Annotated in this window: 11 protein-coding genes; 7 read left to right on the top strand and 4 right to left on the bottom strand. The window is 73.2% G+C overall.

All coding sequences use genetic code 11. From position 1 onward, the window contains the following. Positions 1–23 precede the first annotated feature (23 nt). From ACH5HR_RS10810 to ACH5HR_RS10790, 5 genes are all read left to right on the top strand, one after another. Positions 24–1,007 carry a ribose-phosphate diphosphokinase gene (locus ACH5HR_RS10810; protein WP_402374439.1) on the top strand — a complete coding sequence of 328 codons (984 nt, stop codon included), beginning with the start codon at positions 24–26 and terminating at the stop codon, positions 1,005–1,007. A 328-nt stretch (positions 1,008–1,335) separates the two neighbouring features. Further along, on the top strand, positions 1,336–1,938 hold the full coding sequence (locus ACH5HR_RS10805) for a 50S ribosomal protein L25/general stress protein Ctc (RefSeq protein WP_416477803.1): 603 nt from the start codon (positions 1,336–1,338) through the stop codon (positions 1,936–1,938). A 180-nt stretch (positions 1,939–2,118) separates the two neighbouring features. Continuing rightward, on the top strand, positions 2,119–2,721 hold the full coding sequence (gene pth, locus ACH5HR_RS10800) for an aminoacyl-tRNA hydrolase (protein ID WP_416477802.1): 603 nt from the start codon (positions 2,119–2,121) through the stop codon (positions 2,719–2,721). A 120-nt stretch (positions 2,722–2,841) separates the two neighbouring features. Continuing rightward, the gene (locus ACH5HR_RS10795) at positions 2,842–3,996 is read left to right on the top strand and encodes a glycosyltransferase (protein ID WP_416477801.1); all 1,155 of its coding nucleotides are present in this window, start codon (positions 2,842–2,844) and stop codon (positions 3,994–3,996) included. 6 nt (positions 3,997–4,002) lie between these two features. Continuing rightward, a complete protein-coding gene (locus tag ACH5HR_RS10790; protein WP_416477799.1) occupies positions 4,003–5,769 on the top strand; it encodes a Wzz/FepE/Etk N-terminal domain-containing protein in 1,767 nt (588 codons plus the stop codon). Here ACH5HR_RS10790 and ACH5HR_RS10785 read toward each other — a convergent pair. From ACH5HR_RS10785 to ACH5HR_RS10770, 4 genes are read right to left on the bottom strand one after another with little or no spacing between them, the layout of a single operon-like run. Next, positions 5,712–6,905, bottom strand: coding sequence for a glycosyltransferase (locus tag ACH5HR_RS10785; RefSeq protein ID WP_416477798.1), 1,194 nt, complete (start codon positions 6,903–6,905; stop codon positions 5,712–5,714). The two genes, ACH5HR_RS10790 and ACH5HR_RS10785, sit on opposite strands and share 58 nt — an antisense overlap. Then, a complete protein-coding gene (locus ACH5HR_RS10780; RefSeq protein ID WP_416477796.1) occupies positions 6,902–7,978 on the bottom strand; it encodes a glycosyltransferase family 4 protein in 1,077 nt (358 codons plus the stop codon). Before ACH5HR_RS10780 ends, ACH5HR_RS10785 begins: the two co-directional genes overlap by 4 nt. Further along, positions 7,978–9,294, bottom strand: coding sequence for an O-antigen ligase family protein (locus ACH5HR_RS10775; RefSeq protein ID WP_402374453.1), 1,317 nt, complete (start codon positions 9,292–9,294; stop codon positions 7,978–7,980). The genes ACH5HR_RS10780 and ACH5HR_RS10775 overlap by 1 nt, the downstream gene beginning before the upstream one ends. Continuing rightward, positions 9,291–11,324: a glycosyltransferase gene (locus ACH5HR_RS10770; RefSeq protein WP_416477794.1), complete on the bottom strand. Its 2,034-nt coding sequence runs from the start codon at positions 11,322–11,324 to the stop codon at positions 9,291–9,293. Before ACH5HR_RS10770 ends, ACH5HR_RS10775 begins: the two co-directional genes overlap by 4 nt. Positions 11,325–11,511: 187 nt before the next feature. Here ACH5HR_RS10770 and ACH5HR_RS10765 point away from each other — a divergent pair, with 187 nt between their 5' ends. Next, the gene (locus ACH5HR_RS10765) at positions 11,512–12,543 is read left to right on the top strand and encodes an NAD-dependent epimerase/dehydratase family protein (RefSeq protein WP_402374457.1); all 1,032 of its coding nucleotides are present in this window, start codon (positions 11,512–11,514) and stop codon (positions 12,541–12,543) included. After that, entirely contained in the window at positions 12,540–13,781 is a 1,242-nt protein-coding gene (locus ACH5HR_RS10760; protein WP_402374459.1) for a methyltransferase domain-containing protein, read from the top strand. The genes ACH5HR_RS10765 and ACH5HR_RS10760 overlap by 4 nt, the downstream gene beginning before the upstream one ends. Position 13,782: the final 1 nt, after the last annotated feature.

Here is a 13,782-nt window from a genome sequence, read left to right as displayed (position 1 = left end):
CGTACGAAGGAAGAACCTCCCTGATGAACACCTCGATCCCCGGTACCGGAGCGCGCAACCTGGTCCTCGCGGCCGGCAGGGCGCACCCTGAGCTCGCCGACGCCGTCGCCGAGGAGCTGGGCATCGGCCTGCTGCCGCTCTCGGCGTACGACTTCGCGAACAGCGAGACGTACGTGCGGTTCGGTGAGTCGGTCCGTGGTGCGGACATCTTCCTGCTGCAGAGCCACACCGCCCCCGTCAACCAGTGGCTGATGGAGCACCTGCTCATGGTGGACGCCGCCAAGCGGGCGTCGGCCCGCACGGTGACCGCGGTGACGCCGTTCTACGGCTACGCCCGCCAGGACAAGAAGTCCCGGGGCCGCGAGCCGATCTCGGCGCGTCTGGTCGCCGACCTGCTGCGGACCGCGGGCGCGGACCGCATCATGAGCGTCGACCTGCACACGGCGCAGATCCAGGGCTTCTTCAACGGGCCGGTCGACCACCTGTGGGCGATGCCGGTGCTCACCGAGTACGTGCGCACCCGGGTCGACACCTCGAACGTGACGGTGGTCTCCCCGGACGCCGGCCGCATCCGCGTCGCGGAGCAGTGGGCCGAGAAGCTGGGCGGTAGCCCGCTCGCGTTCGTGCACAAGACCCGTGACGTCACCCGGCCGAACCAGGCGGTCGCCAACCGGGTCGTCGGTGACGTCGAGGGGCGTGAGTGCGTGCTGGTCGACGACCTCATCGACACTGGCGGCACCATCGCCGAGGCGGTCAAGGTCGTCATGGACGCCGGCGCGAAGTCCGTGCTGGTCGCGGCGACGCACGGCGTGCTCTCGGACCCCGCCGGCCAGCGGCTCAGCGAGTGCGGCGTCTCGGAGGTCGTGGTCACCGACACCTTGCCGATCTCCGCCGACAAGCGGTTCGACCGCCTGACGGTGCTCTCGATCGCGCCGCTCCTCGCCCGGGCCATCCGTGAGGTGTTCGACGACGGCTCGGTCACCTCGTTGTTCGACGGCAACAGCTGAGACGAGGCCGACAGGGCTGCGGCCGGACCCGACTTCCCTCCGCGCCGTCGCGCCAGGTACAGTAACCAGGTTGCCTCGGCGAGGGACGTCTGACGGGCGCCGGCTTTTCGCAAGAATCGCCCGCAGAGCTGGATCCGTCGGATTTCCGTGATCGACTGGGCGGCTGCCGGTAGGGCGCGCACCGCGCCGACCGTGCGGCGCCCACGATCGCGTCCGTCACGTGTCCCACGCCGACGCAGCCGCCCGTCCGCGCCGGTTCCCCTTCGCGGACAGCCGACGGCTCCCTCTGGTCGTCGGCACGCACAGACCTTAAGCAGGAGTGATCCACATGGCCGAGATCAAGCTCGCCGCCGAGGCCCGCACCGAGTTCGGCAAGGGGGCCGCCCGTCGTGCCCGCCGTGCCGGCAAGATTCCCGCCGTCCTCTACGGGCACGGCGCCGACCCGCTGCACATCAACCTGCCGGGTCACGAGACCATGCTCGCCGTCCGCCAGACGAACGCGCTCATCGGTCTCGACGTGGACGGCGAGCAGCACCTCGCGGTCGTCAAGGACGTCCAGCGTCACCCGGTCCGCGTGGAGATCGAGCACATCGACCTCCTCCTCGTGACCAAGGGCGAGAAGATCGCCGTGGACGTCACCGTCTACGTCGTGGGCGAGTCCGCGCCGGGCTCCATCCACTTCGTCGAGGAGCAGACGCTGTCCGTCGAGGCCGACGCCACGAACATCCCGGACTCCATCGAGGTCTCCATCGAGGGCCGCGAGCCGGGCGACCACATCCTCGCCGGCGACATCGAGCTGCCGGAAGGCGTCGAGCTCCTCACGGACGCCTCGTACGCCGTCGTCGCGATCTCCGAGCCGCGCGGCGAGGAGTCCGCGGACGAAGAGTCGGCCGAGTCCGCCTCGCCCGCGAGCGACGCCTCCGCCGAGTGACCCTCGCGTGACGAGGTAGCAAGCACCCGAACGCCCGACGGCGGCCACGCGCCGCCGTCGGGCGTTCTGCGTCGTGCAACTAGGCTCCGACGTTGTGGGCGCAAAATCTGTGTGCCATATCAGGATAAAAAGGATCTTCCGGGCCAGATTTCGCGCCCACAACATGAAGGGGCAGGTGGGATGACCGACAGTCCGTGGCTCGTGATCGGGCTCGGCAACCCCGGACCGAAGTACGCCGGCAACCGGCACAACGTGGGGCAGATGGTGCTCGACCTGCTGGCCGAGCGCACCGGCAGCCGGTTCGCGAAGCACCCGCGGGCACAGGCCGTGGTCGCCGAGACCCGGCTGGGGACGCTGCCCGGCGGGGCGCCCGGGCCGCGCGTGATCCTGGCCAAGCCCAGCACCTACATGAACACCTCCGGCGGGCCCGTCTCGGCGCTGGCGCAGTACTACGGGATCGACGCAGACCACGTGCTCGCGGTCCACGACGAGGTGGACATCCCGTTCGACACGCTCAAGCTCAAGGCGAGCGGTGGCGAGGGCGGGCACAACGGCCTGCGCGACATCTCCAAGGCGCTCGGCACGCGGGAGTACGTCCGCGTGCGCGTCGGGGTCGGGCGCCCGCCGGGTCGCATGGACACCGCGGACCACGTACTGCGCGACTTCTCGGCCACGGAGCGCAAGGACCTGCCGATCCTCGTCGACGACGCCGCGGACGCGGTCGAGACGGTGGTCACCGAGGGGTTGCTGGCCGCGCAGGGGAAGTACCACCAGCGCGGCTGAGCGGCGCACGGTGCCGGGGCGCCGATCTTCACCCGGGTGACAACGGTGCCGAGGTCTCCTCCGGGCGCTGACGGCGACGTAGCCTGACGGGACGTTCGACCCTGCGCCGAGGAGCACCGGATGACCGACGTCGTGCTCGCCCACGACTACGCCACACAGCGTGGCGGCGCCGAACGGGTCGCCCTCGCGATGACTCGGGCCTTCCCTTGTGCTCCGGTGCTCACCACGCTCTACGACCCGGACGGCACCTTCCCGGAGTTCGCCGACGTCGATCTGCGCACCTCCCGGCTGAATCGCTGGGGTGTGCTGCGACGGCACCACCGGCTCGCGCTGCCCTGGCTCGCCGGCGCGATCGACGCCCAGGTGGTCGAGGCGGACGTCCTCCTGGCCAGCTCGACCGGGTGGGCGCACGGGTACCGGGGCGCGGGGCGCACCGTCGTCTACTGCCACGCCCCGGCACGCTGGCTCTACCAGCGTGCCCGCTACCTGTCGGGGCAGGACGGACGAAGCATGCCGGAACGGGCACGCGCCGGTCTGGCCCGCGCGGCCTTGGACGTGCTCACACCTCGGCTGCGGCGCTGGGACGCCGACGCCGCGGCCCGCGCCGACCTCTACCTGGCCAACTCGAGCGTGACCCGCGACGCCGTCCGCGCGGTGTACGGCATCGAGGCTGAGGTCGTGCCCCCGCCCCCCGCGATGATGCCGGCGGGGGAGGAACGTCCGGTGGACGGCCTGGAACCGGGTTTCCTGCTGTGCGTCGCCCGCCTGCTGCCGTACAAGAACGTCGACGTGCTGGTCCGCGCCGCGCGGCTCGTCGGCGGTCCCCGCCTCGTCGTCGTGGGCGAGGGGCCGGACCGGGCCCGGCTCGAGCGGATGGCGGGCGATGCCGCGGTGACGTTCACCGGGCGGGTCGACGACGCCGAGCTGCGATGGCTGTACCGGCACTGTGCCCTGCTGCTGGCCGCGTCGTACGAGGACTTCGGGCTCTCGCCGCTGGAGGCGGCAGCGTTCGGGCGCCCCGCAGTGGTGCTGGGGGCCGGCGGTTATCTCGACACCGTCGTCGACGGAGTGACCGGGCGGCACGTCGCGGCCAACGCGCCGGAGCAGTTCGCGGCCGCGACGGACGAGGCGCTGCGGGCGTCATGGTCACCGGACGCGCTGCGGCGGCACGTGAGATCCTTCTCGCAGGAGAGGTTCGCGGACCGGTTGCGCGCGGCCGTGGGGACGACGACGCAGCGCGCTCGTCCGTCGGGGGCGTCGACGAGTGGGAGGTGACCGCGGGTGACCGTCCGAGAATTCCTGCAGGTGGTCTGGGCCGGCAAGTACTACGTCCTGGTGGCCGTCCTCCTCGTGGTGGGCGGGGCGTACGTCTACCTGGACCGGCTGCAGCCCGTCTACGAGTCCACGGCCGTCGTCCAGATCAACGGCGTCGACTCGGTCACGGGCGAGAACACCGCGATACCGCCCCTGAGCGACGTCGATCCGCAGATCGTCACGTCCGATCCGGTCGCCCAGGCCGCGGCCGACGAGCTCGGGTTCGACGGGCCCCCGGAGGCCTTGGCCCCGGCGGTCGGGGCCGTCTACAACCAGGACCTGCGCACCGTGTCGGTGACCGCTGAGGCCGGGTCGCCGCAGGCGGCGCAGGACCTCGCCGATGCCTTCGCGACGGCCTACATCGGCTATCTCCCGACGTTGATCGACGACCAGGTCGCCGCTCTCGACGAACGACGCGACGCCCTGCGCTCCCAGCTCGAGGACGTGCAGAAGGAGCTCCGGCAGGACGAGGACGACCCGCTGGCCACGGCCGAGCAGGAGTCCATCGTCGCCCAGTACCAGGCCATCTCGGCACAACGCAGCACGCTGGAGTCGATCAGCGAACCGGGCACGATGCTCACCGAGGCGGGCACCGCCGTGGCGCTCGGGCTGCCCCGCTCGAGCATCCTCGGGCTGGCGGTGCTGCTGGGTCTGGTCGCGGGTGTCGGGCTGGCCTTTGCCCGCCGCGGCCTGGACTTCCACGTGCGGTCCGCGGAGGAGGCCGTCGAGGTCAGCGAGGTCAACGTCCTCGCGGAGCTGTACGGGGTCAAGGCGGCGGCCAAGCACGCCGGGGCGATCCGGCAGCTGCCGATCACGGCTCGGGCCGCCTCGCCGTTCACGGAGTCGATCCGCGAGCTGCGCACGGCCTCGCGCGTGTCGCTGGGCGCCGACCACCACAGTGTGGTCGTGGTCACCGCGGCCGACCCCGCGGCACCGCGGTCCTTCATCGCGGCGAACCTCGCGGCGTCGTGGGCGTTGAGCGGGCAGCGCACCATCGCGTTCTCGGCCGACATGCGCCAGCCCCAGCTCGACGAGTGGCTGCCCGCTCCCGCGGGCTGGACGGGGCCGGCGCACGAGCTGCGCCCGACGACGGTCCCGAACCTGGAGCTGCAGCCGGTCCCGGACACGGGCATGGACCCGGCCGACTACCTCGCCACCACCGAGGTGCAGGAGCTGGTCGCAGCGTTGCGTCAGCGCGCTGACGTCGTCGTGGTCGATGCTCCTCCGGTCCTGGCGGCAGCCGATGCGACGATCCTGGGCAGCTACTCCGACGGCGTGGTCATCCTGGCCTCGGCGGGGCGGACGGACCGGGTCGTCCTCGCGGAGGCCGTCCAGCGGCTACGGATCAACGACGTCCCGATCTCTGGGCTCGCTCTCTCCGGGGTCCGCGGCGACCGCCGCACCCAGTACGCCTCGGTGTACGGCGACGAGGAGCAGCGGGCCGTGGTCTCGGCCGACGACGGTCCGGCAGCGCCCGCCGACCCGCCCGGTCGGGTCGGCGCCGACGGCCGGAGCGCCTCGTCGTCGGCCTCGGCGGTCTCGGTCGCCTCGGCGGCGTCCGCGGCCGAGCCGTCGCCGAACCGGTCCGAACCTGCCCTGCCGGTGACGATCCCGCCGGCCGGCGCGGTGCCGCCGGACCCGCGGAAGCCGGGCGCCGCGCGGCGCCATGCGCCGGGTCAGCCGAAGCCGGCCTGGCGCCCGTTCCGGGAAGTATCGCCGTCGGCCGAGGAGTAGGACGCCCTGCTGTCCCGCGCCGTAGCGAGTGCGGCAGCCATCGCCTCGGCCTGGGCCGACCAGGTCGGCAGGTCCCCGGGCACGGGTCGGGCCGGTAGCGGACGCCGCACCGCCGCGGCCACCGCGGCCGGGAACCCGGCGGCGTCCACCGACGTCACGCGGGGGTCGTCGCTGTCGCGGAAGCCGGCGACGGGTGTCGAGACGACGGGTCGCCCGACGGCCCGGTACTCGTACAGCTTGATCGGGTCGAGGCTGTCGGTGAAGGCGTCGACGACGTGCGGTACCACCAGCGCGTCGGCGTGCTGCAGGTAGGCGGGCACAGCGCGGTGCGGGCGGGCGCCGAGGAGCACGACTCCCGACCGGCGCAGCACCGCCTCGTCGTCTTCCGCCAGGGCGGAGGGCCCGACCAGCACCAGGGTGGCGCCGGAACCCAGGTGCTCCGCCGTGCGACGGCACAGGGCGACGTCGAGGCGGTCGCCGTGCAGCGTCCCCAGGTACACCGCGCACGGTCCGGCCGGGAGGTCCGCGGGCCGCGCGACCGGCCGCGCGTACCGGGCGACGTCGACCCCGTTCGAGACCAGCGTGACCGGGCGGTCCGCGCCCTTCGCCCGGGCGAGCGCCGGCGAGCAGACGGTCACGACGGCGGCCTCGGACAGCACGCGCGCCTCCGCCGCGACGAGCCTGTCGTGCTCGGCCGGGGAACGATCGGCGGCGAGCCAGTCGTCGGTGACGTCGTAGAGCGCGGGCCAGTCGGTGAGGTCCAGCAGGTCCACGCCGACGAGGTCGTTGATCCACAGCGTCGGGGACTCGAGACCCAGGCGGCGTGCCGCGCGCACGATCGCGGTGGCCCGGCGGCGGTCCCCGCCCGGGTCGACCCGCCGGGGGAGGGCCTTCGTGGGGCGCAGGGTGAGCACCCGGCCAGGGGCCACCCCGTCGATCGGAGCGGCCGGGCGGGTCCCGCGCGACCACCGGGGCTGGCGGGAGTGGCGCAGATCGTGCAGCGGGTCGGACGGCGGCTCGACGAACAGCACGCGCAACCCCGGGTCGGCGCGCAGCAGCCCCGCCACCAGGTACTGGTTGCGGCGCCAGACGTCGTCCCAGGGTTCGAGGGAGACCACGACGAGGCCGGACGTCACGGGAGCACCTCCGTCAGCGGGGCGTGCCGCAGCGCCTGCTCGTAGACGGCGGTGGTCCGCGCGACCTGGGCGGCCGGCGTGCAGTGCTGCCGTTGCCGGGCGAGCGCGGCGTCGGCGACGGTGTCCCGCAGCGCGTCGTCGGACGCGAGCGCCGCCAGGGACCGCGCCATCCCGGCGACGTCGCCGGACGGGGGCAGGCAGACGGCTGCCACCCCGTCGAGCAGCTCCAGGTGCCCGCCGGCGGGGAACGCGACGACCGGCAACCGGGAGGCCATCGCCTCGAGGACGCTCAGCCCGAGCCCCTCGACCGGGCACGGGGCCAGCAGGATCCCGGCGGTCTGCATGAGGTCGACGACGTCGGTGCGGGCGCCGAGGAACCGGACGTGGGTGCCGGGCTCCAGGCCGAGCCGTGCCGCGTGCCGCTCGAGCCCGTCGCTCGACGCGCCGTCCCCGGCCACGTCGAGGCGCCATCCCGCCGCGGCCACGCCCGAGGCGACGAACGCCTCCAGCGCGAGGTCGGTCCGCTTCTCGGGCTGCAGGCGCTGGGCCACCAGCACGGTGCGGTCGCGGGCGGCCGACGGCGGAGGGTCGGGTCGGTCGTCGATGCCCGGCAGCACCACGGTCGCCTCGCCGTCCACGTGCGCGGCGACGTGGCGGGAGACGGCGAGCTGCCGGTCCACCCGGTGCCGGGCGACGCGGGTCACCAGGGGGCCGGTGAGCCCGTGGCCGCGGCGGCGGGCGAAGTGCCGGGTGCTGACGACGACGGGGATCGCGGTCCGCGGGCGTCCGGCGAACGCCACGGTCGCCGCCACCTCCGCGGCGGTCATGTGGACGTGCAGCACGTCGGCGAGCTGCCGGTGCTGGACCAGGGCACGGACGAGCGCCCCCGTCGTCGTCGCGGGGGAGTACGTCGGCCCCGAACCGGTGGGGCGCAGCTCGGCGAGCATGGGGCCGGGCGCCCCGCCCAGCACGTGGACGGTGTGGCCGGCGTCGTGCTGGGCGCGGGCCAGCCGGGCCACGTGCCGTTCGACCCCGGCGAAGCCGTCGGAGGCCATGGCGTGCAGGATCCTCATCACCGGACCGCCGGGTCTGGACGCAGGACGCTCTCGAGGCTCGGCGTGGGCGTCTGCTGCGCGGCGTGGAGGGCTTGCACGCCGAGGCAGACTCCGGCGACGAGGAACGGGATCGAGGTCTGGATCGCCACCCAGAACAGGTCGAACTGCGCCTGCACGAGGCGCGAGACGACGAGCGCCAGCGCGAGGGACCCGTAGCGGCGGTCGACCCGCCACAGGACCACGATCATCCCGGCGAACATCACCAGGAACCCGACGAGGCCCACGGTGCCGGCTGACGTGAGGACCTCCAGCTCGGCGTTGGGCGGCTGGAAGGCGTAGTCGGCACGATCCGCCGTCCACCACCGCAAGCCGACCCCGAACGCCGGATTCTGATTCCAGACGGACAGCGCCTGCTCGTACCAGGTGAGCCGTTGGTAGGCGGAGTTGTGCTGGTTGTCGGACTCCAGCTGATCGCTCACGAGGGTCAGGACGTACACGGCGGCGATCGCGACGGCGAGCAGGATGAGCTTGGAACGCCGTCGGCCGGGTTCCGGCCGGAGCACGAGGATGACAAGGGCCACAGCCAGGCCGATCATCGCCTGCCGGGACTGGGATGCGACGACCGCGAGCGTGCAGAGCCAGAACAGCGGGAGCGCCCAGCGTTTCGGCCAGCCCAGCCAGGCCGGTCGGGCGTAGGCCACCACCGCGGCGAACGAGATCACGTCGCCGGCAAAGTTCTTGTGCATGTTGAACGGCCACGTGGGATAGACCGGGCCCAGGTCCCCGGCAGCGACCTGTCTGCCCCAGGTGACCACCGTGGCGACGGCGAGCACCCCGCAGGCGCCCATGAAGAGCGCCATCCCGAGGCGTGCGCGACCGCTGCGCCCGACCGCCCAGCCGACCACGAGGGCGCCGCTGATCAGCAGCCAGGCGTGGAACCACTCGACGGTGTTCGCCTGGTAGGGGTTGGCGACCACGGTGAACAGCGTGGCGACCTGGTACAGCGCGTTCAGCCAGAGCATCGCGCGCATCGGCCGGGAGAACGGCCGCGGCGCGAAGACCAGGGCGATCCAGAACGCGCCGAACAGCACGATGTCGGAGATCGTCAGGTCGACGCCCCCGGAGCCGAACCGCTCGACGACGACCACGGCTGGCATCGCGACCACCGGGACGCTCAGGGGGTCGTGCAGCAGGAGCCCGCAGACGAGCACGGCGAGCGCGGCGATCCCGGCATACTCGCGGTTGATGATCGACGCGGCGCCGAGCACGATCAGGACTCCCGCGAGCCCGAGCGCGACGAGGAACCACGCGGCGGCCCGCCCGGTCCGCCTCATGCGCCCTCGTCCTGCCGGGTCCGCACCCGGTCCGACGTCGTGGCGGGGCCGCGCAGGTAGAGCCGCAGCCGTCGTCGGGCCGCGGCGCCCCGTCCGTCGCGCAGGACCAGGGCGCGGGCCGCCGACCCGGCCACCTGGGCGAGCCGCGCCGTCGTCCACCCGAGCGGGCCGAAGTGCTTGCGGAAGTACCGCTCCTGCGAGGTGTGGAAGATCGACTCGCGCAGGGTGGGGTCGGTGCTGGTCGCCCCGCCCAGGTGCAGGGCCGTGGCCTCCTCGGCCACGACGTGCCGCCACCCGGCGCGGGCGGCCCGGTAGGCCCAGTCGGTCTCCTCGGCGTAGAGGAAGAACCGCTCGTCGAGGCCGCCGACCTCGGCGAGCGCGTCGCGGGACAGCAGCAGGACGGACCCGATGACGAACGTCCCGTGCCGACCGGGGCCGACGAGTCGCGCCAGGCCGAGCGCCTCCGCCCACGACCTGACCGGGGAGGGGAACGGCCAGGAGACCCGTGCGGCGGCGCCCTCGCCGTCGGTCTGGACGGGGCCGACGCTCGCCACGTCGGGCTCTGCGCGCAGGACGCCGGCCAGCGCGGCGACCGTCTCCGGGCTGACCACCGCGTCCGGGTTGAGCAGCAGGACGTCGGTGTCCGGCGCCTGCCTGTCGGCCAGGGCGACGTTGACCCCGGCAGCGAAGCCGAGGTTACGACCCGGGTCGAGGTAGCGCGCTCCGAGCCGCTCGGCGATGTCGCGGACCGCGGGCAGGGAGGAGTTGTCGACCACGGTCACCGGGTGCTTGCCGGCCAGCGGCTCGAGTGCCGCCTGCACCAGCTCCGGGGCCCCGTAGGCCACCAGGACCACCTCGGCGGGTTCCCGCGCGGGACGTTCCTCGGGCGCCGGCCGGCCCGGCCCGCGGGCGGCGGGCGCACCGGGCTGCGACAGCGCTGCGGCGTACAGCTCGCGGTACCGGTCCGCCACGGCCTGCCAGGTGCAGTCGCGCGCCCGGGCGAGCCCGGTGACGCGTAGCCGCCCGGCCAGGCCCGGCTCGTCCCGCACGCGGTGCAAGGCGGCCCGCAGCGCCGCCGGGTCGTCCGGCGGCACGAGCAGGCCGGCACCGCCGACGACGTCGGGGAGCGCGCCGGTCGCAGCCGCCACCACGGGCGTGCCGCAGGCCATCGCCTCGACCGCGACGCGGCCGAACTGCTCCACCCACGACGGGGTGGCGCGCGAGGGGACGACGAGGGCGTCCGCCTCGCGGTACAGCGCGGCCAGGTCTTCCGCGGGAAGGGGACCGACGAACCGGATCCGCTCGCCGGCCGGTGTGGCGAGTGCACGCAGCTCGGCCTCCGCCGACCCGGCGCCGGCGATCATCAGGGTCAGGGTGTCGTCGTCGAGCACGGCGCGGACCGCGACGTCGACGCCCTTGTGCGGCTCGAGGCGCCCGGCGACGACGGCGTGGAACCCGCCGTCGGGCCGCCGTCCGGCCCCGGAGGTGCCCGGGTGGAAGACGCCGGTGTCCACGCCCAGCGGCACCGTCTCGATCCGGCACCGCGCGCCCTTGCCGCGCAGCACGTGCCGCGCACCCTCGTTGCAGACCGAGACCCCGGAGGCACCGCGCAGCGCGCGGGCCTCGAACCACCGGAACGGCCACGGGTACCGCTTGGGGATGTTCTGCGCGGAGTAGAGCACGTACGGCGGCACGGTGCGGCCGGTCAGACGGCGCAGCGCGCGCAGGGCGAGTACCTCCGCCGTTGCGAGGGCGAAGGGTTCCTCGTGCAGGTCGAGCACGTCCCAGCCCTCGCCCAGCGCGCGCCAGAGCGGCCGGGGGGCGTAGAGGAACAGGGCGGGGTGGCGGCCGATCGTCCGGGCACCGACCACGTCCTCGCCGGGCCGCGCCGCGAGGCCGACGGGCGTGCCGCCCACGTCCCAGGTGCGAGCGCACAGCAGCCGGACGGTCGCCCCGGTGGCACGCAGCGCCTCCTCGCGCGCCCGCCATGACGCGACGACCGCGCTGTGGGAGATACGCAGGACCTTCATGCCGCAATCCTCCACCGGTCGAGGCCCGGAACCGAGCCGGTGGGGCGACTTTCACCCGGCATTCCACCCGCCCTGCGCCTGTCGTGCCGACGACGGCGGCAGTAGGTTCGACGACGAGAGGCGGTGGCCGTGCGTGCGGTACGCCGCGAGCGGTGCGGGCCGCGGCCCGACGGATCGAAGAGGTGTCATGCGCGTACTCGTCGACGGCGACCGGGGCTACCTCGGTGCGGTGCTCGTCCCCGTCCTGCAGGCCGCGGGCCATGACGTCGTCGGACTCGACGCCGGGTGGTACGACGGCTGCGACTTCGGCCCGCAGCCCGGCGGGTACGAGCAGCGCACCGGGGACGTCCGCGACGTCGTCGCCGCGGACCTCGCCGGGTTCGACGCCGTCGTGCACCTTGCGGCGATCTCGAACGACCCGATCGGGCACCTGCACCCGGAGGCCACCTACGACGTCAACGCGCGCGGCGCGATCCATATGGCGCAGAGGGCCAAGGCGGCCGGCGTCGAGCGGTTCCTGTTCTCCTCCTCGTGCTCGCTCTACGGGGCGGCCGGGGACGGCAAGGTGGCCGAGGACGGCGCTTTCAACCCTGTCACCCCGTACGGGGAGTCGAAGGTCATGGCCGAGCAGGGCATCTCCGCGCTCGCCGACGACGCGTTCTCCCCGACCTACCTGCGCAACGCCACGGCCTACGGATCCTCCCCCCGGCTGCGGGCGGACATCGTCGTCAACAACCTCACCGGCACCGCGTTCACCCGCGGCGAGGTCCGGCTGCAGTCCGACGGCAGCCCGTGGCGGCCGCTCGTGCACGCCGACGACATCGCGCACGCTTTCCTCGCAGCCCTGGAGGCACCACGCGAGGTGGTGCACGACGAGGCGTTCAACGTCGGCCGCGACGAGGACGTCGTGCAGATCCGCACCATCGCCGAGCAGGTCAGCGAGATCACCGGAGCACCCGTGACGTTCGCCGACGGGGCCGGACCCGACACCCGCGACTACCAGGTCGACTTCGCCAAGATCGGCGAGCTCCTGCCGGCGTTCCGGCCACGCTGGACCGTTCCGGACGGCATCCAGGAGATCTGGACCCACGCCGGGGAGCGCGGGCTGACTCTCGAGGACTTCGAGGGCCCGCGGTACGTCCGCCTGCGGGCGGTGCAGGCGCTCGCGGACGCCGGCCGGCTCGACCTGACGACGTTGCGGACCCGGGTGGCGGCGTGAGCGCCCCGTCGTGCCGGCTCTGCGGGGCGGAGCTGACCCGCACGTTCGTCGACCTCGGGATGTCGCCGCCGTGTGAGAGCTATTTGCGGTCCGACCAGCTTGACCACGGCGAGACCTTCTACCCGCTGCACGTCCGGGTCTGCGCCGAGTGCTTGCTCGTCCAGCTGCCCGCCTACCTCACGGCGGACGAGATCTTCAGCGACTACGCGTACTTCTCCTCCTACTCCGACTCCTGGGTCGCGCACGCGCGCAAGTTCGTGGACGACGCCGCGAGCCGGCTGGGTCTCGGCGACGACTCGTTCGTCGTCGAGATCGCGAGCAACGACGGGTATCTCCTGCAACACGTGGTGGAGCGAGGGATTCGATGCCTCGGCGTGGAACCTGCCGCGAACGTGGCGCGCGTGGCCGTCGAGCGAGGCGTGCCGACCGTCGTGGAGTTCCTGGGTGAGGACACCGGGCGGCGCGTGGCTGCCGAGCACGGACGTGCCGACCTCGTCGTCGCCAACAACGTGTTCGCGCACGTGCCGGACATCGTCGACTTCGCTCGAGGTCTACGCGAGATCGTCGCCGACGACGGTCGGGTGAGCATCGAGATCCCGCACCTGCTCCGCCTCATCGAGGGCAACGAGTACGACACGATCTACCACGAGCACTACTCCTACCTGTCCCTGCTGACCACGCAGCGTGTGCTCGCCGCGGCCGGGCTGACCGTCGTCGACGTCGAGGAGATGGAGTCTCATGGGGGGTCCTTGCGCACGTGGTCGGTTCCGACGGAGAACGCACCCGGACCGAGCCCAGCGGTCGCGGCGGTCCTCTCCGACGAGGCTGCGGCAGGGCTCGACACGCTCGCCGGTCATCGGGGATTCGCGACCCAGGTCGCGAGGGTGCGCAACGATGTCGTCGAGTTTCTCGTCCGAGCTTCCCGCGAGGGCAAGCGCGTGGTCGCCTATGGTGCCCCGGGCAAGGGCAACACGCTGTTGAACCACTGCGGCATCCGTTCCGACCTGATCGAGTTCGCCGTGGACCGCAGCCCCCACAAGCACGGCATGTTCCTGCCGGGAACACACATCCCGATCTACCCCGTCGAGGCGTTGTACGAGGCCAGGCCCGACTACGTCGTGGTGATGCCCTGGAACCTGCGCCGCGAGATCTCGGCTCAGCTCACGGACGTGGCCGACTGGGGGGCGAGGCTCGTGGTCGCGCTGCCCCGGCTCGAGATCTTCGAACCCGGAACGTGAC

It is taken from the genome of Isoptericola maris (assembly GCF_048065335.1).
GTDB lineage: Bacteria > Actinomycetota > Actinomycetes > Actinomycetales > Cellulomonadaceae > Isoptericola > Isoptericola rhizosphaerae.
Note: the sequence above shows the minus strand (reverse complement) of the source record. Positions and strands in the feature narration are given on the sequence as shown.